We start from the raw sequence: 18,543 nt of genomic DNA on the forward strand, positions 1-18,543 counted from the left end.
CCGGACGGGCCCGCACCCCGCTCCGATCCTCCGCCCCCGCCGGGACCGGCACGGTCCGACGCCCGGCCCCCGCCCAGGAGCCGTGCGGACGACACCGGGGTCAGCCGAACGGCTGACCCGCACCGCCCACCGGGCGGGGGCGTACCCGAGTCGGCCGCCCGCGTGCCCCCGAAGACGATCCGGTCCCGCCGACCCACGAGGAGGAGCCGGTCTGCCGCTCGTCGGCCCGGGAGGCGGAGCCGCCCGAATGCCCCGGAAGTGTCCGGCCGGACACCCTCACACCCCGGAAGACGTCCGGTCGGCCGCCCGCGCCCCGGGAGACGACCCGCGCGCGGTGCCAGGTGCTTCCGGGCCCCTTCGGCCGCCCGCGCGTCCCCGACGGCGTTCGGTCAGCCGCCCGCGTGCCCCAGGAAGCACAGCATCCGTTCGACACAGAGCGCCGTCGCCTCCGGTACGTACGAGGCGGCGCCGTACTCCGCGAACAGGTGCGCGCTCCCCGGGTACAGGAACAGCTCCCGGTCCGCCGCACCCGCCGTCAGCGCGCGGGCCGCGTCGAGATCGCCCTCACCGGCGAAGAACGGGTCGGCGTCCATGCCGTGCACCTGCGCGGGCACCCCCTCGGGCCAGGCCGCCCCGAACTCCCCGACCGGCGCGCAGGCACCGATCAGCAGCGCCCCGCGCGCCCCGGGCCGGGTCTGCGCGAGCTTCTGCGCGGGCAGCACACCGAGCGAGATCCCCGCGTACACCACGGCCCCGGACAGTTCGTCGGCCGCGCGCTCACCGCGCGCCACGAGCGTGTCGAAACCGACCTCCTGGGCGTACCCCACCCCGGCCTCCAGCGTGGTGAACGTCCGCCCCTCGTACAGGTCGGGCACCCGCACCCCGTGTCCCGCCCGCCGCAGCTCCCCGGCGAGCGAGTGCACGCCCTCCGTCAGCCCCAGCGCGTGGTGGAAGAGCAGAACCTCGGCCATGTCGTCATCCCCTGATCGTCGGTACCCGCCGTGCCGCCCCGGGGCACGGCCGTTCGCCGAGCAGCATGACGCACGCCACCGACAACGCCCCCGGGCCCCGGTACGGGCCCCGGCGGCGGACCGTGGATCAGCGCAGCGGCCGGTGCGGCACCACGGCCGCCGCCTGGCCCACCACGCCCACCGGACCACCGACGCCCATCGGCCCGCCCACGGCCTGGTGCGGCACGACACCGTGCGGCGCGATCCCGCCCTGCGCCCCCGGAGCACCCTGCGGCGGCAGCTGGAAGTACCGGCTCAGGTCCCGCAGGACCGCCTCCGCGACCTGACGGACGTCACCCGGAACATCCCCCCGCTCCCGTATGAGCTGGGCGTAGATCGGTGCCGTGCCGTCCGCGTGGTTCATGGGGCTCGCTTCCTCCTCCTGTGCCGGTGACATCACCGACAGGCCGACGGGGAGTCTACGGGGCGCCACCGACACACCCCCGTGCGGCGCCCGCGCGCGCACCCCGGAACCGCCGCCGCCGAACTCTCGCACCGCCGCCCGCCAGGGAAAATGGCTGGGCTCCCGGGCTGCGCCGACGGAGAATGAACCATCGAACCCACGGGAGGGACCCCATGAGCCAGGCGACCCTGACTCTCCACGACCTGATGCCGCCCGACGAGCTCTCCGCCGCGGTGGCCGAGGGCCACGTCACGCGCAAGCGCCACCCCGAGCTGCCGCTGTCGATCTACACCTACACGCGGGCGTGCCAGTACGCCCAGCACTGGAACCGGGTCACCATCCGATGCCGGGGCCTGGTCGCCGACGACAGCGGCCGGATCGTCGCGCTCCCCCTCCCCAAGTTCTTCAACCTCTCCGAGCACACCGGCGGACGCCCCTACGCGCCGCCGCTGCCCGACGAGCCCTTCGAGGTGTACGACAAGGTCGACGGCAGCCTCGCCGTGGTCTTCCACTACGCCGACCGCTGGCACGCCGCCTCCAAGGCGTCCTTCACCAGCGCCCAGGCGACCTGGGCGCAGCACCGGCTGGACACCGCCGACACCACCCGGCTGACCTCCGGCGTCACCTACCTCGCGGAGATCCTCCACCCCGGCAACCGCATCGTCGTGAACTACGGCGACCGCCGTGACCTCGTCCTGCTCGCCGCCTTCGCCGCCGACGGCACCGAGACGCCCCTCGCGGAAGCCGCGGAGGGCTGGGGCCCGATCGGCACGGTCGTCCGGACCTGGCCCGCCACCAGCGTCGCGGACCTCAAGGCCCTGACCGAGTCCGACACCCTCCCCGACGGGCGCCGGGCCACCGGCACCGACGCCGAGGGCTTCGTCCTGCGCTTCGCCTCCGGTCTGCGGGCCAAGGCCAAGCTCGCCGAGTACGTACGCCTCCACAAGGTGCTCACCGGCGTCACCGAACGGGACATCTGGCGCGGCCACGGCATCCAGCGCTTCGCCGCCCTGTCCGCCACGGAGACGGCCAAGGGCCTCGGCTGCTCCGTCGCCGAGGCCGAGGCCCACGGAGGTAAGCCCCTCGACGCCCTCCTCGAACAGGTGCCGGACGAGTTCGACGCCTGGGTCCGCGAGGTGATCGCCCGCCTGGAGACCGCCGCCGCCGAGCGCGAACGGGCCGTCGACGAGGCGTACGCCCTCCTCGCCCCGCTCGCCGGGGACCGTGCCGCGTTCGCCCGCGCCGCCGCCCGGGAACCCGACCGGGGCCTGCGCGCCGCCCTCTTCCTCCGGCTCGACGGCCGCCCCACCGACCTCCTCGTCTGGCGGCAGCTGCGCCCCGAGGCATCCGACCCCTTCGCCCACGACCAGGAGAACTGAACCCGTGCCCGTCGTCCACGTCATGACCGGCCTCCCCGCCTCGGGGAAGACCACGGCCGCCCGCGCCCTCCAGGCCACCGCCGAGGGACGCCTGCGCCGCGTCAACCTCGACGACCTCCGGACCATGCTCGACCTGCCCACCACGGACGGGGGGCGCTCCCACGGGCACGAGCAGACCGTGCTCGCCGTCCAGGACGCCGCCGTCCGTGCCGCCGTCGACGGCGGATTCGACGTCGTCGTCGACAACACCCACCTCACCCCCCACATCCCCAAGCGGCTCAAGGCCGCCGTCGCGGGCCTGGCCACCTTCGTCGTCCACGACTTCACGTCCGTGCCCGTCGAGGAGTGCGTCCGGCGCGACGCGGCCCGCGAGCGGCCCGTCGGCGAGGACATCGTCCGGATCCTCGCCGAGAAGCACGCCAAGGCCACCAGGGGAGGCTGGCGGCTCACCGCAGACTGGCTCAACGACCGGCCCGCCGTCGAGCCGTACGTCCCCGATCCCGCGCTGCCCTCGGCCGTCATGTGCGACATCGACGGCACCCTCGCGCTGCGCGTCGACCGGGGCCCGTACGACTTCACGCGCTGCGACCGCGACCTGCTCAACCCGTCCGTGCGCGACGCCCTGCTGGCCTTCCGGCACACCCAGCGGGACCGGATCGTGCTGCTCTCCGGCCGCAGCGAGGACCACCGCGCCCTCACCGAGGGCTGGCTCGCCCACCACGAGGTGCCCTACGACGAACTGTGGATGCGCCCCTCCGGCGACGGGCGCGCCGACGACCTCGTGAAGACCGAGCTCTTCGACGCCCACGTCCGCCACCGGTACGCCGTCCGCGTCTCGCTCGACGACCGCGACCGGGTCGTCGAGCTGTGGCGCCGGATGGGCCTGCCCACCTGGCAGGTCAACTACGGCGCCTTCTGAGCCCACGACGCCCGGCGGCGGGAGCGGTCGATCCGCCCCCGCCGCCGTGTCAGGATCGTGGGATGGTGGAAAAGATCATTGCGGCGTGCGACGGCGCGTCGAAGGGAAACCCCGGCCCCGCGGCCTGGGCATGGGTCATCGGCGGCGCCGACGGTACGGTCGACCGCTGGGAGGCCGGACCGCTCGGCCGGGCGACCAACAACGTGGCCGAACTCACGGCCCTGGAACGACTGCTCGAAACGCTCGACCCGGCCGTGCCCGCCGAGGTCCGCATGGACTCCCAGTACGCGATGAAGGCGGTCACGACCTGGCTCCCCGGCTGGCGCCGCAAGGGCTGGAAGACCTCCTCGGGCAGCCCCGTCGCCAACAAGGAACTGGTCGTCCGCATCGACGCCCTGCTCACCGGCCGGGACGTCGACTTCGTCTACACCCCGGCGCACCAGGTGGACGGCGATCCGCTCAACGACGCCGCCGACCGGGCGGCCAGCCACGCGGCCCGCACCCAGGAACCCACGAGCTCAGCTGCCGGCGCCCCGCTGCCGCCCCCGGAGGCGCCGACACGCGCCTCCGCGCCCCGTAAGCGCTCCTCCGCGCCGTCCGCCTCGCGCGGCACCTCCGAAGGCGCCACGGCGACCCGCGCGGCGCGCCCCGGGGGCGCCACGCTGAAGGCCCGGTTCGCGGGCCGCTGCCGCTGCGGCAAGGCCTACGACAAGGGCGAGACCATCACGAAGAACCCGGAGGGCTGGGGCCACCCCGCCTGCGTCTGACCCCTCCGCCCGTCCGACTGGCGGGCGGCACCGTCCGTTGTCTGAGACCGGCCGATCCGGGTGCGCGCCACCCCTTCACCCAGGCGTGTACCCGGGTTCGCCCAGGGTTCTGTTCTCCGGGGGCTCGGGGCTGCATACTGTCCTCCTCGCCACCGGTGACGAACCGTTTTACCTGCTCATTCGTCGTTCTCACGACATGATCGGGACCCGGCGAGAACCTCCCCCGAGCCACCGCCGCGGTCTCCCCACGGCGGGAGCTCTCCCTGCCCGTGGAAGACCCGAGGTTCCGTGCCAGTACCTGTTCTCCTGACCGGGCGCTCCGTGCGCCTGGAGCCGCTGGCGATGCGGCACGCCGAAGCCCTCGCGCGGGCCGGCGGGGCGGACCGATCGGCCTACGCCTTCACCCCCGTACCCGACGGCCTCGAACCGGCCCTCGACTACATCGCCCGCGCCCTCAACGATCAGGCGGCAGGACGCTGCCTGCCCTTCGCCCTGATCAGTACCGCCGACGAACAAGTCATCGGTTCGACCCGATTCCTCGAACTCGACTACTGGCGCGGACCGCTGGTCTGGCCGCCGGTCTCCGGGATGCCCCACGGCGATCCCCTGACCGCCGTCCCGGACGCCGCCGAGATCGGCAACACCTGGATCTCCGGAGCCGCCCGGGGCACCGGCATCAACACCGAGGCCAAATACCTCATGTTCCGGCACGCCTTCGAAGCCTGGGGGGTCCGCCGCGTCACGCTCCGCGCCGACGCCCGCAACACCCGCTCCAGAATCGCGATCGAACGCCTCGGGGCCAGCTGCGAAGGCGTCCGCCGCGCCCACTCACGGGGGCTCGACGGAGCGGTACGCGACACGGCCTTCTACTCGGTCCTCGACGACGAATGGCCCACCGTCCGGGACATCATCGAACTCCGCATGTCCGCCCCCCGCCAGGTGCGCGTCCCGCAGGACCTGCTCCCGGCCTGACCCCTCCCCGCCACCGCTCCGACGGGCGCTCGCGCCCCCACCGGAGCGGTGGTTCCATGGAAGGGACGGGAAGGACCCGCCAGCGAGGACATGGAGGAGCGGCCCTCACCGGCCGCGCACCGTGCAATCAGGATCCGCGAGAAGCGGATGGGTCCTTTCCGTCCCTCCGCGCGCCCCCCGTCCACCTCCGCGCGCTCCGGGAGGCCCACCGGGACCCGCCCGGTACCGTGGCCCATACACCGGACAGCGCCACGCGAAGGGACCCAGCCATCGTGCCGAGCGGAACCGCCGACATAGCCCTCCGTACGGAGGGCCGGGCCGGAATCGTCACCCTGAACCGCCCCCGCGCCATCAACGCGCTCACCCACGCCATGGTCCTGGCCGTCGACACCGCCCTGACGGCCTGGGAACACGACCCCGCCGTCCACACCGTCGTGATCGAGGGCGCCGGGGAACGCGGTCTGTGCGCGGGCGGAGACATCCGCGCCATCCACGACGCCGCCCGCGCCGGAGGCTCCGCCGCCCAGGCGTTCTGGCGCGACGAGTACCGGCTCAACGCCCGGATCGCCCGCTACCCCAAGCCCTACGTCGCCCTCATGGACGGCATCGTCATGGGCGGCGGCGTCGGCGTCTCCGCCCACGGCTCGGTCCGCGTCGTCACCGAACGCTCCCGCGTCGCCATGCCCGAGACCGGCATCGGCTTCGTCCCCGACGTCGGCGGCACCCGCCTCCTCGGCCGCGCCCCCGGCGAACTCGGCACCCACCTGGCCCTCACCGGCACCCCCGTCGGCGCCGCCGACGCCCTCCTCGCCGGTCTCGCCGACCACTTCGTCCCCGCCGCCGGACTCCCCGCCCTCGTCCGGGACCTGGCCGTGCTGCCCGCGGCCGAGGCCGTCGCCCGCCACACCGGCACCGCGCCGCCCGGCGTCCTCGCCGAGCAGCGCGGGTGGATCGACGCCTGCTATCCGGCCGACACCGTCGAGACCGTCGTCGAACGGCTCCTCGACAGCGGAGTGCCCGCCGCCAAGGAAGCGGCCACCACGCTCCTCGCCAAGTCGCCGACCGCCCTCAAGACGACCCTGGCCACCCTGCGCCGCTCCCGCGGCCTCGCCACCCTCGAAGAAGTCCTCGACCTGGAGTTCCGGGTCTCCAGCGCGGCCCTCACCACCCCCGACCTGGTCGAGGGCATCCGCGCCCAGGTCGTCGACAAGGACCGCGCCCCCCGCTGGACCCCGGCCACCCTGCCCGAGGTCACGGACGCGGACGTCGCCCGCTTCTTCGCCCCGCCGCCCGGCGGCGACCTCGGACTCGCCGGAGCCCTCCGCACGCGCACGACTCCCAGCTCCGGCCCCCCGCCCGGCTCTGAGGTCTCCGGCCCCCGGTCCGGCGGCGAGGTCTCCGGCCCCCGGGGCGGCGCGTGACCGCCAACACCTCCTTCGAGCCCGTCCTCGACCGCATCGCCGAGGAGATCGCCGCCCTGGCCGAGCGGGGCACCCCCGCCGACTACATCCCGGCCCTCGCCGCCGCCGACCCCACCGACTTCGGCATGGCCGTCGCGGAACTCGACGGGACCGTCTACGGGGTGGGCGACTGGCGGCGCCCCTTCTCCACCCAGTCCGTCACCAAGGTCTTCACCCTCGCGCTCGCCCTCGCCGCGGAGGGCGAGTCGCTCTGGGCCCACGTCGGCAGGGAGCCCTCGGGCGACCCGTTCAACTCCCTGGTCCAGCTGGAGTACGAACAGGGCATCCCCCGCAACCCCTTCATCAACGCCGGGGCCCTCGTCGTCACCGACCACCTGCACCTGCTCACCGGTGACGCCTCCGGCACCCTGCTGGACTTCCTGCGCACCGAGAGCGGCAACCCCGACCTGGCCTTCGACACCGCCGTGGCCGCCTCGGAAGCCGCCAACGGCGACCGCAACGCGGCCCTCGCCCACTTCATGGCCTCCTACGGCAACATCCTGGGATCCGTCCCCGTGCTGCTCCGCGAGTACTTCCGGCAGTGCTCCCTCGAAGCGTCCTGCGCCGACCTCGCCCTCGCCACCGGCTTCCTCGCCCGGCACGGGCTGCGCGCCGACGGGAGCCGCCTGCTCACCCGCAGCGAGGCCAAACAGGTCAACGCCGTCATGCTCACCTGCGGCACCTACGACGCGGCGGGCGACTTCGCCTACCGGGTCGGCCTCCCCGGCAAGAGCGGGGTCGGCGGAGCCGTCGTCGCCGTCGTCCCCGGCCGCTGCACCCTCTGCGTCTGGAGCCCCGGACTCGACCACCGGGGCAACTCGGTCGCGGGCGTGACCGCCCTGGACCGCTTCACCACCATCACGGGCCTCTCGGTCTTCTGACGCCGACCGGCCCACCGCCCCCGCGTCCGTACGGGATTCACCCGCCGTACGGACCCGGGCGCGCCGCCGCCGGTTCACCGAGGGCCCCGGCGGCCGTCCGCCACGCCTCGGTGACCGCCCCGTGGGCCAGCTCGGTCGCGGCGGCCACGTCGTCCGGCAGCCGGATCGCGCTCCCGATGTGCACATGCAGCCCCGGTCTGCGGACCGGCGCCGTGAGCAGCCCCGCGAGCTGCTTCGTGCGGCCCCCCGAGACGATCCGCCGGGCCCCGGCCTGACCGATCGGCACCACCGGCGCCCCGGTGGCCCCGGCGAGCCGCGCCAGTCCGGTGCGGAACGCCTCCGGAGCCCGCTCGGACGCGTCCCGGCGCGACGGGACGCGCCCCTCCGCGTACAGCATCACGTGCCGTCCCGAGGCCAGCGCGACCGCCGCCCGGTCGAGCGCGACGGCCGCCCGCGCCGTGTTCCGGTGCACCGGCACGTGCCCCTCCCGGGTCAGCGCCCGGCCCAGCAGCGGAATCCGCCAGAGCCCGGCGGCGGCGAGCACCACCGGCTCCACGGCCAGCCGGACGCGGAGCGCGGCCAGCACGAGCGCCGGGTCGGCCGTCGACGTGTGGTTGACGACCAGGATGCTGCCCGGTTCGACCCGGGCGCCGGGGTCGGCGGTGACGGTCAGCCGGCCGAAGAACGGGACGACACGGGCGGCGATGCGGCTGAGCACGTACGGGCTCCCTGAGGGCGACGGGGTGTGCTGGCCCGCCCATCGTGCGGGGCGGCGCGTGAACCCGGCATGAGCACGCGTACTCACTCCGCCCCGCCCGGCGACTCAGCTCAGGAGAGGGGACTCGGTGGCGGGGCGCCCCACCACCCCGTCTAGGCTGGCCCCGATCGACAGGAACGACGGCAACGACAGGAAAGACAGGGGGAGGACGAGGTGACGGGACGCTCCGCGCGACGGCTCGCGGCCCTCCTCCCCGCGCTGCTCTGTCTGCTCTGGGCGGCCCTGCCGCTCCCCACCGCACAGGCGCGGGGCGCCACGGCGACGGCCATGGCGCTCCCGGCCGCGCGAGCGCACGGCGAGACGGCGCATTCCGCCGGGCAGGTACACGCCGAGACGGCGCTCATCGCCGCGCAGGCGCATGGCGGCGAGCCGCTCTCCGCCGCCGAAAGCCCGCCCCGGCCCGGCACGACGGCCGTGTCCGCGTACGCCGGCCCCGCTCGCCCCACCGCGCCCCCGCCCACCGGGCCGGGCCGGTCCCTTCCGCCCGCCCCCGGCCCCGCCGCGTCCTCCGCCCCGGGGGAGCAGCACCTCGCGGCCCCGGAACCGCACCTCGCGCCCGCCGCCGCCGTACGCCCTCCGGCGGCCGTCGAGAACCCCGTACGGCTGCCGGGAACACCGGTGGCCACGGCCGACGTTCCCGCCGACCTCACCCTCCCCGCGCGGGGGGTCCTGGCCGGTGACCCGCGCCGCGAGCGCGCCCCGCCCGGCGGAACCCCCACCCCGCGCGCCCCACGCGGCCCTCCCGCCACCCGGCACAGCTGACGTTCCCCCGCGTCGCCGTCCGGGCCCTCGGCATGCCGTCGGCAGCCCCCGGACCGGAACGGTCCACGACGCGTGTCCGCCCGTACGTCCGGCACGGCGGCCGAGCGCCCCCACGCGTCCGCGTGGGCGCCGCGCCGCCGCCGTGCGCTGCCCGTGGAGTAGTCCGTGTCCTCACGTTCCCCGCGCCCGTCCACCCCACGCTCATCCCTTCCGCCCCCGGCGAAGCCGCGCCCCTCCGCCTCCCGGCCGCGCTCCTCCCGTGCCGTTCTCTGGCGCGCGCTCCTCGCCCTCGGTGTCGTCGCCCTCTCCCTCTGGATCACCCTGACCACCCCGCCGCGCCTCGGCCTCGACCTGCGCGGCGGCACCCGCATCGTCCTCCAGACCGAGGACGGACCCACCACCCGCGCCGACGCGGCGGCCACCGACCGCGCCCTGGAGGTGCTCCGCAAGCGGGTCGACGGCCTCGGCGTCGCCGAACCGTCCCTCGCCCGCTCCGGCGAGCGGCGCATCGTCGTCGAACTCCCCGGACTGAGCGACCCGCGCGAGGCCGCCGAGGTCATCGGCCGTACCGCGCAGCTCACCTTCCACGCCGTCACAGGAGCCTCCGGGGGCCCGGCGGAACCGGCGGCGAAGGACGGCTCGCGCGTTCTCGCCGACCCCGACACGCCCGGCGCCCTCCTCGCCCTGGCACCGCCCGCCCTGACCGGTGACGGCGTCGAGAACGCGGAGGCCACCCTCGACACGACGGGCGCCCGGGGCTGGACGGTGGACCTCTCCTTCCGCGACGGCGCCGCGAGCACCTGGGCGCGGCTCACCGGCGACGCGGCCTGCGCGGCGCCCGGCGACCCGGCCCGCCGGGTCGCGATCGTCCTCGACGACCGCGTCGTCTCCGCCCCCGGCATGGAGACCGGCGTGCCGTGCGGCTCGGGCATCGGCGGCGGCTCCGCGCAGATCACCGGCGGCTTCTCCGGCCAGGAGGCCCGCGACCTCGCGGCCCTCGTCCGGGGCGGCGCGCTGCCCGTGCCGGTGACCACGGTCGAGCAGAGCACCGTCGGCCCCACGCTCGGTGCCGAGGCGATCAGGGCCAGCGCCCTGGCCGCCGTCATCGGTCTCGCCTGCACCGGGCTCTTCGTCATGCTCGTCTACCGCCTCCTCGGCGTGCTCGCCACCGTCGCGCTGCTGCTGTACGGACTGATCTCGTACGCCGCCGTGGTCGCCCTGGGCGCCACGCTCACGCTGCCCGGCCTCGCCGGGTTCGTCCTCGCCATCGGCATCGCCGTCGACGCCAACGTCCTCGTCTTCGAACGGGCCAGGGAGGAGTACGCCGCTCTGGGCCGGGCCGCGGCACGTGATCCGCGAAGGCCCCTCGGAACGGCCTTCGGGAAGGTGTGGAGCGCGGTCGCGGACTCCCACGTCACCACCCTCCTCGCGGCCGGGCTGCTGTTCGTCTTCGCCACCGGCCCCGTCAAGGGCTTCGGCGTGACCCTCGCGATCGGCGTGCTGACCTCGCTGCTCACCGCGATGGTGATCACCCGGCTCCTCGCGGACCTGACGCTCCGGCTGCCCGCCGTGCGCCGCCGTCCCTCGGTCACCGGCATCGCCGGGCTCGGCAGGCTCCGCACCCGGCTGACCCGCCGCGTCCCGCGCCTGATGGTCCACCGGCGCCGCTGGCTGTTCTCCTGCGCGGGCCTTCTGATGGTGGCGCTCGCCGGGGTCGGGGTGAGAGGCCTGGAGTTCGGCGTCGAGTTCACCGGCGGCCGGGTGGTCCAGTACACCGCCGAGCGACCGGTCGACGCCGACGAGGCGCGCGCTGCGGTGGCCGCAGCGGGCTTCCCCGACGCGGTCGTGCAGACCACGGACGGCGCGACCGTCGGGGACGGCTCCGCGCGGGGGGACGTGTCCGTACGGGTACGGGAGACCGGCGACGACGCGCAGCGGGAGATCGAGGCCGCCCTCACCCGGGTCGCCGGTCCCGTGGAGGTCGAGCGCGACGACCTGATCGGCCCGAGTCTGGGCGGTGAGCTGCGCACCCACGCGGTGATCGCCCTCGGCCTCGCGGTGGCGGCGCAACTCCTCTATCTGACGGTGCGGTTCCGGTGGACGTACGCGACGGCGGCGGTGGCCGCGATGACCCAGGACGTGCTGCTCGTGGTGGGCCTGTTCGCCTGGCTCGGCAAGCCGGTGGACAGCGTCTTCCTCGCCGCGCTCCTGACGGTCGTCGGCTACTCGGTCAACGACTCGGTCGTCGTCCTGGACCGGCTGCGGGAGCTGCGCCGCCGGGGCGGGGGAGTGCCGCTGGCGGACCTCGCCGACCGGGCGGTCGCGCAGACGCTGCCCCGGACGGTCAACACGGGCATGGGCGCGCTCTTCGTCCTGGTCGCGCTGGCCTTCCTGGGCGGTGACTCGCTCACGGACTTCTCCGTCGCGCTGCTCGCGGGTGTCGTCCTGGGCATGGCGTCGACCGTGTTCACGGCGATGCCGCTGGCCGTCGCCCTGGAGAACCGCCACCCGGCGCCGCCCCCGCGCCCGGCTCCGACCGGCGCGTCCCGCGCACGGGCGGGCGCGGTGGTCTGACCGGACACCCACCGCCGACGGCCCCCGCCCTGCCGGGCCCTGAGCGTCGGGGAGGGGGCGGGCCGCCTCGGCATGTCGGTGCCCGGCCGTCAGAGGCGGGCCGGGGGCCGGTGTCGGGGCCGTCCGCGAGGCCGGAGCAGGGCTCCGGCCTGCCCGGCGCCCTCTGGCCGGGGCCCGGCTCCGGTGGGCCGAGCCCGGCTCCCGGTAGGCCGACCCGGAGGCGGATCAGCCCAGTTCCGCCTCGATCAGGTCGGCCGCGCGGAGCGTCCCGCCCTCGCGGCGCATCGACTCCTGGGCCTCCCGCGCGCGGAGCGCCACCTCGGGGTCGGCGACGAGGCCGAGCACCGCCTCGCGCAGCCGCTCCGGGGTGACCTCCTCCAGCGACAGCCGACGCGCCACGCCGAGGGACCGCAGCATGTCGGCGTTGCCGAACTGGTCGGTGGCCAGCGGGACGGCGACCATGGGCGTGGCGGTCGCCAGACCCTCCTGGCTGCCGCCCGCGCCCGCGTGGGTGATGAACGCGTCGGCCTTCCGCAGGACCGCCAACTGAGGTACCCAGGAGTGCACTTCGACGTGGGGAGGCAGTGGGCCCAGCTCGGCCGGTTCGACGAACTTGCCGATCTGGAGGACGACGTGCCAGTCGGGCAGCTCCGCGAACGCCGCGACGCAGTCCCGGTAGAAGCCGGGCAGCTTGGTGAAGGCGGAGCCCAGCGAGACCAGGACGACCTTCTCCGCGCCCTCGGGGCGCTGCCAGTCACCCTGCTCGGCGCGGTCGCCCTGGCAGGCGCCGACGAAGGTGTAGACGGATTCGTCGACCCGGTCGGCGTGCGGCTGGAGTGCCCGGGGGATCAGGACGAGGGCCCGGCGCGGGCGGGCGACGAACCGGTCGGGGTCGGTCTCGACGCCGTGCTCCGCGAGCCAGTCGCCGAAGCGCTCGTAGTAGGCCCGGCCGCGCGGGGAGGCCTTCAGCTCGGCGTACATCGGGGCGGCGACCTCCTCCTCGTACCCCTCCCACGGCACGAGGTTGGGCCAGAGGGAGACCGCGGGGACGCCCCAGAGGTGGGCGAGGACGGGAGCCGGGTAGGAGGTGATGTCATGGAGGACGAGATCGGGACGGTCGTCCTCGAAGGCCTCGGCGAGCTGCGGCAGCGCCTGGACCGCGTCGGCGAGGAACGGCTCGACGTGGTCGATGAGTTCCGTGCCCCAGGCGTCGGGGTCCTCGTCGGTCGGGAGGATGGAGCGGTAGACGACGGGGGTGGCGCCGGTCGCCGCGACCTTCGCGGCGAAGGAGGCGGGAACGGCGTAGCTGACGCGGTGGCCCCGGGCGACGAGCTCGCGGACGACCTCCAGGCTGGGGTTCACATGGCCGTGGGCGGCGATGGAGAACATGGCGATGTGGGCGGGGGACGGGGTGGTGGTCATGACGACACCATAGGCAAGACGATACGTCTCGTCTAATCAAATTCCGTTCGAGCGCTTCCGGCGGCCCGCCGCTTGGCGTCCTGTGCATGTCACGCTGCCCCTGCTGCCCCTGCTGCCCCTGCTGCCCCTGCTGCCCCTGCTGCCCCTGCTGCCCTCCGGGGCCGGAGGGGCGGCACCGGACGTCGATGTCTGCCGTCGGGTGCGCTCCCGCAAACGCCGTCGCGGGCCGGGAGGTTGCCGTCGGATGCCTTTGTTTCCGGCCGTGTTCGATGCGTGGCCCCCAGCCCCGGCTCTCCCCGCCGCCCTGAAAAGATCTTCACGAATGCGGCACATGTGCCATGGAATCTTCGGTTCATGATCGGTGGACCCTGACGCGCAGTGAGATCGAGGTCGGGCGCGCCCGCTGTGGCCTGCGTAAACGTGTCCGTATGACAGCCAACCGAACGCGCGATGCTTCTGCGGCGGTCCCCGTCCGGGTAAAGATGATCACGGCGGCCCGTTGACCAGCCTGGGGGCCGCCTCAGTCATGTTCAGGGGGTTCATTCGCCATGTCCGGATTCACCCGTCGGCAGGCCATCGGGGCCGTGACCGCCGTAGCCGCAGGCACCGCACTCGTCGGTGTCGCTACCGCAACCGCTGACAACGCACGGCCCGGGGCCGGCGCGCAGGGAGCCGAGCCCGCAGGGCCCGCGTCCTTCGACGAGGTCTTCAAGGGGCGCCGCATCCAGGGCCTGCCCGTCGAAGGCGATCACCACGCCCATGCCCGAGCCGGGCACGGCAGCACCTATCGCGTCCTGATCGACGGCCGCGAACTTCACGTCATGCACCACGGAAAGACCGGTTGGAGCAGCGCGATCAACCACTACGAGAGGTTCGAGACCCCTCTCGACGCCGCGCGCACCGCGGTCATCGCGCTCAAGGGCGCCCACGTCGTCCCCTTCACCCCCACCGCCTGAGCCGGGAGCAGCCAGCCATGACCGTACGGAAGAACCAGGCGAACCTCACCGCCGCGGAGAAGAAGGCGTTCGTCGACGCGGTGCTGGAGGTCAAGCGCCGGGGCATCTACGACGAGTTCGTCGCCGCCCACCGCCTCCGGTTCGCGCTGGACATGAACACCGGGATATACGTGGGCCACTTCGGCCCGTCGTTCCTCCCCTGGCACCGCAAGTACCTCATCGACTTCGAGCGGGAACTCAAGAAGATCAACCCGAACGTGTCGATCCCCTACTGGGACTGGACCGCCGACAACACCGTCGGCTCCTCCCTCTGGGCCCCGGACTTCCTCGGCGGCACCGGACGCCCGCTGGACGACCAGGTCATGGACGGGCCCTTCGCCTACTCCGCGGGCAACTGGAACATCAACATCCAGGTCGACAGCCGTCCCTTCCTCGCCCGCAACCTCGGCTACCGCGTCCCCAACCTGCCGCCCCGCTCCGAAGTCGACGCCGCCCTCGCCATCCCCACCTACGACTCCGCCCCCTTCAGCAGCGGCTCGCCCGGCTTCCGTTCCCGGCTCGAGGGCTCGGACGGCTATCTGAGCATGCACAACCGGGTGCACACCTGGATCTGGGGCCAGATGGAGACCAGCGTCTCCCCGAACGACCCCGTGTTCTGGCTCCATCACGCCTTCGTCGACAAGCTCTGGGCCGACTGGCACGCCCTCCACCCCGGCAGCGCCGAGTACCTCCCGGCCGCCGCCACCCCCGATGTGATCGACCTCAACGAGACCATGCCGCCCTGGACCGGCACGACCCCCCAGAGCGTGCTGGACCACACCCAGTGGTACATCTACGTCTGACCGGCACCGGGCCACCGCCTCGGCCGAGGCGGTGGCCGTCCGGGGAAGCCCGGGCAGGTCAGTCCCGCACGGGAGTCGTCCGCCGGGGAAGCACCAGCGTGGCGACCGCCCCGGAGGCGGCTCCGGCCGGGCCCCGGGCGGTCGCGTTGGTGAGGGTGAGGCGGGCTCCGATCACCTCGGACTGCCCGACCGCGATGGTCAGGCCGAGGCCGTGGCCCCGTCCCCGCTCGGCCGTTCCGGTACGGAAGCGCTGGGGGCCGTGCGCGAGGAGATCGGCGGGGAATCCCGGACCGTGGTCCCGTACGACCAGCGCCGTCGTCCCCCCGCCGGTCGCCGTCACGGTCACCTCGACCGGGCCGGCGCCGTGCCGTGCCGCGTTGACCAGCAGGTTCGTCACCACCCGGTCCAGGCGCCGGGGGTCGGTCACCGCCACCGGGTCGCCCGTCACCGTCACCCGGGCGTCGAGCCCGGCCCGCTCCACGGACTCCGCCACCAGGTCGCCGACCGGCACCGGACGCAGGTCGGCCTCCTCGGTGCCCGCGTCGAGCCGGGAGATCTCCAGGAGGTCGTCGACCAGGCCGTGCAGCACGTGCACCCGGTCCCTGACCAGAGCGGTCGCCTCGCACTCCGGCAGCAGCGACGCCGACGCGACGAGCCCCGCGAGCGGGGTCCGCAGCTCATGGGCGACATCGGCGGTGAACCGCTGCTCGCCGAGCAGCCGGTCCCGCAGCGCGTCGGCCATCAGGTCCACCGCCGAGGAGATCTCGGCGATCTCGTCGCCGCCCCGGCCGTACGTCCTGGCGTCCAGGTCACCGCCCTTGATCCGGCGGGCCGTCCCGGCCACCCGCCGCAGCCTGCGCAGCACCAGCTCGGCCGCGAGGAGCGTCAGCGGCACGACCACGGCGAGCGTGGCCATGGCCGCGTACCGGACGTGCCGGTCGAGTGCCTCGATGCTCCGCAGCTGACTCCCCATGTGCATGTTGGTCGCGAGCACCTGCCCGTCGACCCGCTGCGCCGCCCACATCCAGGGCCCCTGCCGCGTCCCCGTCTCGTACCAGGTCACGGGGGTGTCCTCGGGGACCCGCCGGAGCTGCTCCAGGAGCCCCTCCGGCAGGTCCTCGCCGGTGCCGAAGTCGGGCAGCGCCTCCAGAGTCGGATCCCCCGCCGGATCCCCCGCCGGGTCCACCGGCGGTTCCGGTGCGGGTTCCCTCGCCGGTTCCGTCACCGAGGGCCGGGGGCGCCGGTCGGCCACCGCGAGGGCCGTCTCCAGTTCCCGCAGGACGTACCCCTCGCTGACGTGCATCGACCGGTCCTCGGTGGCCTTGTGGACGAGGACGCCGATGCCGAGCGCCATGGCGCACGCGGCGGCGGCCACCACGGCGGAGATCTTCCAGCGCAGGGACCGGGGGTCGGCCAGGCGGAGCAGCGCGCCGGAACCGTTCGCCCCGGACGCCGGGCCGCGGCCGGTGCGGGAGGAGGGGGAAGTCGTCGTCATCTCAGCGCCTGAACCGGTAGCCGAAACCGCGCACGGTCTCGACGTGGTCCGCGCCGATCTTCCTGCGCAGCCGCTGCACCGCGAGGTCGACCACCCGGATGTCCCCGTCCCAGCCGTAATCCCACACGTTCCGCAGCAGGGTCTGGCGCTCCATGGCGATGCCCGGGGCGGCCACGAACTCCAGGAGCAGCCGCAGCTCGGTCGGGGTGAGCGCCAGGGGCTGTCCGGACACCCGGACCTCCAGCCCCCGGGTGTCGACGCTCAGGTCCCGGAAGACCAGCACTCCGTCGTCCGCGTCGTCCCCGCCGGGGCCCGCGCCGGGCGCGGTGAAGGCGGCCCGGCGCAGCAGGGTGCGGATGCGGGCGACCAGGACGGCGGTGTCCACGGGCTTCACGACGTAGTCGTCGGCGCCCGCCTCAAGTCCCGCCACGACGTCGAGCGCGTCGCCCCGGGCCGACATCATCAGGACGGGTGCCTGACTCGTCTCCCGGATCCTCCGGCACAGTCCGATGCCGTCGAGGTGCGGCAGCATCACGTCGAGGAGCAGCAGGTCGTGCGTCCCGTCCCGGAACATCTCCAGACCCGTCAGCCCGTCGGGCGCGGCCGACACCCGGTAGCCGTAGCGCTCCAGGGCCATGCCGACGGACCGGCGGATCGTCTCGTCGTCCTCGACGAGCAGCACGCGCACCTCGCCGGGGGCGTCGTCCTGTCCGTTCGCGGTGTCGGGGGGCTGCTGCATCGGGTCACCTGGGGTCGGGTCGGGGTGGGGCGGGGTCGGTCTCACGGCCGGATCGGGCCGGATCGTGCGGGAGGGGGACAACCATGAGATCACAGGTCAGGGGGGTCCCCCGCCTCACAGCCGGAGGGCGGCGGCCACCGGCAGATGGTCGCTGCCGGTGCGGGGCAGGGTCCGCGCGGAGACCGGGGTGACGCCCTTCACGAGGATCTGGTCGATCCGCGCGACCGGGAAGGACGCGGGCCAGCTGAAGCCGAAGCCGTCACCGGCCTCCTCGTGCGCCGAACGCAGTCCCGCCGTGACCGGCCGCAGCGCGCGGTCCTCCGTCGTCCCGTTGAGGTCACCGGCCACGACGACGCGGGGCAGCGCCTCGGCCCGGAGGACGGCCGCCAGGTTCCCGGCGGCCTCGTTCCGGCGGTCCGTGGTGAACCCGGCGACCGGGTGGACACGGACGGACGCGAGATGCACGGCGTACACGGCGAGGGGCCCCTCGCGGGTCTCGACGACGGCCCGCATCGCACGGGTCCACGGCATGATCGGCAGCGCCTCGGCGTCCCTCAGCGGGTACGTGCTCCACAGCCCGACCGTGCCCTGGACGGAGTGGTACGGGTACGCGGCGGCCAGCGCCCGCTCGTACCCCGGCGCCGTGGCGGGGGAAAGCTCCTCCAGGGCGATCACCTGCGCTCCGGTGGCCGCCAGGGCGCGGGCGGTTCCGGCCGGGTCCGTGTTCGCCGCGCCGACGTTGTGGCTCACCACCGTCAGGTCGCCGCCGGGCGCCCCCCGGTTGCCCAGGGCCCCGCCGAACAGGGCGCACCACACGACGGCCGGGAGCACCACGGCGATCCCGGCGACGGCACTGCGCCGGACCAGGGCGAGGACCGCGAGCAGCGGTACGGCCACGCCCAGCCAGGGCAGGAACGTCTCCAGGAGACTGCCGAGCCGGGGACCGGCGTTGGGCACGAGGGAGTGCCCGGCGAGACAGAACGCGACGGCCCCGGCCCCGGCGGCGACGACCCGGCCGCGCCGCCAGGGACCGCGCGGGTCGGGACCGTCCCGCTCCGCACGAGCGGCCGTCCGGCCGTCTCCGCCACGCCCTCCCGGGCGGCGGCCCGTCCGGCTCCCGGCACCGGCCGAGCCCTGGGAATCGGTGGTGTCCCTGCTGTCTGCGGTATCTGCGATGCCTTCGA

At 74.6% G+C, this 18,543-nt stretch carries 17 protein-coding genes; 10 read left to right on the forward strand and 7 right to left on the reverse strand.

Annotated features, from left to right (window positions below):
- Positions 1-389 precede the first annotated feature (389 nt).
- Positions 390-971 (reverse strand): dienelactone hydrolase family protein, encoded by a 582-nt coding sequence (locus tag ACIRQY_RS20520; RefSeq protein WP_403927649.1) that lies wholly within the window; start codon positions 969-971, stop codon positions 390-392.
- Between the two features lie 127 nt (positions 972-1,098).
- A complete protein-coding gene (locus tag ACIRQY_RS20525) occupies positions 1,099-1,374 on the reverse strand; it encodes a hypothetical protein (protein WP_403927652.1) in 276 nt (91 codons plus the stop codon).
- A gap of 212 nt (positions 1,375-1,586) precedes the next feature.
- On the opposite strand from ACIRQY_RS20525, the gene ACIRQY_RS20530 reads away from it, so the two are divergent.
- From ACIRQY_RS20530 to ACIRQY_RS20555, 6 genes are all read left to right on the forward strand, one after another.
- Complete coding sequence (locus ACIRQY_RS20530; protein WP_403927654.1) at positions 1,587-2,792, forward strand: RNA ligase; 1,206 nt, start codon at positions 1,587-1,589, stop codon at positions 2,790-2,792.
- 4 nt (positions 2,793-2,796) lie between these two features.
- The gene (locus tag ACIRQY_RS20535) at positions 2,797-3,711 is read left to right on the forward strand and encodes an AAA family ATPase (protein WP_351785025.1); all 915 of its coding nucleotides are present in this window, start codon (positions 2,797-2,799) and stop codon (positions 3,709-3,711) included.
- Positions 3,712-3,773: 62 nt separating this feature from the next.
- Positions 3,774-4,478: a ribonuclease H gene (locus ACIRQY_RS20540; RefSeq protein ID WP_351785022.1), complete on the forward strand. Its 705-nt coding sequence runs from the start codon at positions 3,774-3,776 to the stop codon at positions 4,476-4,478.
- Positions 4,479-4,766: 288 nt separating this feature from the next.
- Complete coding sequence (locus ACIRQY_RS20545; protein ID WP_403927658.1) at positions 4,767-5,450, forward strand: GNAT family N-acetyltransferase; 684 nt, start codon at positions 4,767-4,769, stop codon at positions 5,448-5,450.
- Between the two features lie 272 nt (positions 5,451-5,722).
- Positions 5,723-6,871 (forward strand): enoyl-CoA hydratase/isomerase family protein, encoded by a 1,149-nt coding sequence (locus tag ACIRQY_RS20550; protein WP_403927660.1) that lies wholly within the window; start codon positions 5,723-5,725, stop codon positions 6,869-6,871.
- On the forward strand, positions 6,868-7,791 hold the full coding sequence (locus ACIRQY_RS20555) for a glutaminase (protein ID WP_351785013.1): 924 nt from the start codon (positions 6,868-6,870) through the stop codon (positions 7,789-7,791). Before ACIRQY_RS20550 ends, ACIRQY_RS20555 begins: the two co-directional genes overlap by 4 nt.
- 37 nt (positions 7,792-7,828) lie before the next feature.
- Here the strand turns inward: ACIRQY_RS20555 and ACIRQY_RS20560 are convergent, their stop codons facing one another.
- Positions 7,829-8,509 (reverse strand): lysophospholipid acyltransferase family protein, encoded by a 681-nt coding sequence (locus tag ACIRQY_RS20560; protein ID WP_351785010.1) that lies wholly within the window; start codon positions 8,507-8,509, stop codon positions 7,829-7,831.
- Between the two features lie 213 nt (positions 8,510-8,722).
- Between ACIRQY_RS20560 and ACIRQY_RS20565 the strand changes: the two genes are divergently transcribed.
- Both ACIRQY_RS20565 and secD read left to right on the forward strand, forming a co-directional pair.
- Entirely contained in the window at positions 8,723-9,331 is a 609-nt protein-coding gene (locus ACIRQY_RS20565; protein WP_403927664.1) for a hypothetical protein, read from the forward strand.
- 165 nt (positions 9,332-9,496) lie between these two features.
- Entirely contained in the window at positions 9,497-11,905 is a 2,409-nt protein-coding gene (secD, locus tag ACIRQY_RS20570; RefSeq protein WP_403927667.1) for a protein translocase subunit SecD, read from the forward strand.
- A 225-nt stretch (positions 11,906-12,130) separates the two neighbouring features.
- On the opposite strand, the gene mgt is transcribed toward secD, so the two are convergent.
- Complete coding sequence (mgt, locus tag ACIRQY_RS20575) at positions 12,131-13,327, reverse strand: macrolide-inactivating glycosyltransferase (RefSeq protein ID WP_403927670.1); 1,197 nt, start codon at positions 13,325-13,327, stop codon at positions 12,131-12,133.
- A gap of 548 nt (positions 13,328-13,875) precedes the next feature.
- On the opposite strand from mgt, the gene ACIRQY_RS20580 reads away from it, so the two are divergent.
- Together ACIRQY_RS20580 and ACIRQY_RS20585 are read left to right on the forward strand one after the other, a co-directional pair.
- Positions 13,876-14,283 (forward strand): tyrosinase cofactor, encoded by a 408-nt coding sequence (locus ACIRQY_RS20580; protein ID WP_351784999.1) that lies wholly within the window; start codon positions 13,876-13,878, stop codon positions 14,281-14,283.
- Between the two features lie 17 nt (positions 14,284-14,300).
- The gene (locus tag ACIRQY_RS20585) at positions 14,301-15,125 is read left to right on the forward strand and encodes a tyrosinase family protein (protein ID WP_403927673.1); all 825 of its coding nucleotides are present in this window, start codon (positions 14,301-14,303) and stop codon (positions 15,123-15,125) included.
- Positions 15,126-15,183: 58 nt separating this feature from the next.
- Here ACIRQY_RS20585 and ACIRQY_RS20590 read toward each other — a convergent pair whose 3' ends face one another.
- From ACIRQY_RS20590 to ACIRQY_RS20600, 3 genes are all read right to left on the reverse strand, one after another.
- Complete coding sequence (locus ACIRQY_RS20590; RefSeq protein ID WP_403927676.1) at positions 15,184-16,620, reverse strand: ATP-binding protein; 1,437 nt, start codon at positions 16,618-16,620, stop codon at positions 15,184-15,186.
- 1 nt (position 16,621) lies between these two features.
- Complete coding sequence (gene cseB, locus ACIRQY_RS20595) at positions 16,622-17,359, reverse strand: two-component system response regulator CseB (protein WP_403927679.1); 738 nt, start codon at positions 17,357-17,359, stop codon at positions 16,622-16,624.
- A gap of 114 nt (positions 17,360-17,473) precedes the next feature.
- On the reverse strand, positions 17,474-18,535 hold the full coding sequence (locus tag ACIRQY_RS20600) for an endonuclease/exonuclease/phosphatase family protein (protein WP_403927725.1): 1,062 nt from the start codon (positions 18,533-18,535) through the stop codon (positions 17,474-17,476).
- Positions 18,536-18,543 lie beyond the last annotated feature (8 nt).

It is taken from the genome of Streptomyces sp. NPDC101490, from assembly GCF_044767145.1.
Classification (GTDB): domain Bacteria; phylum Actinomycetota; class Actinomycetes; order Streptomycetales; family Streptomycetaceae; genus Streptomyces.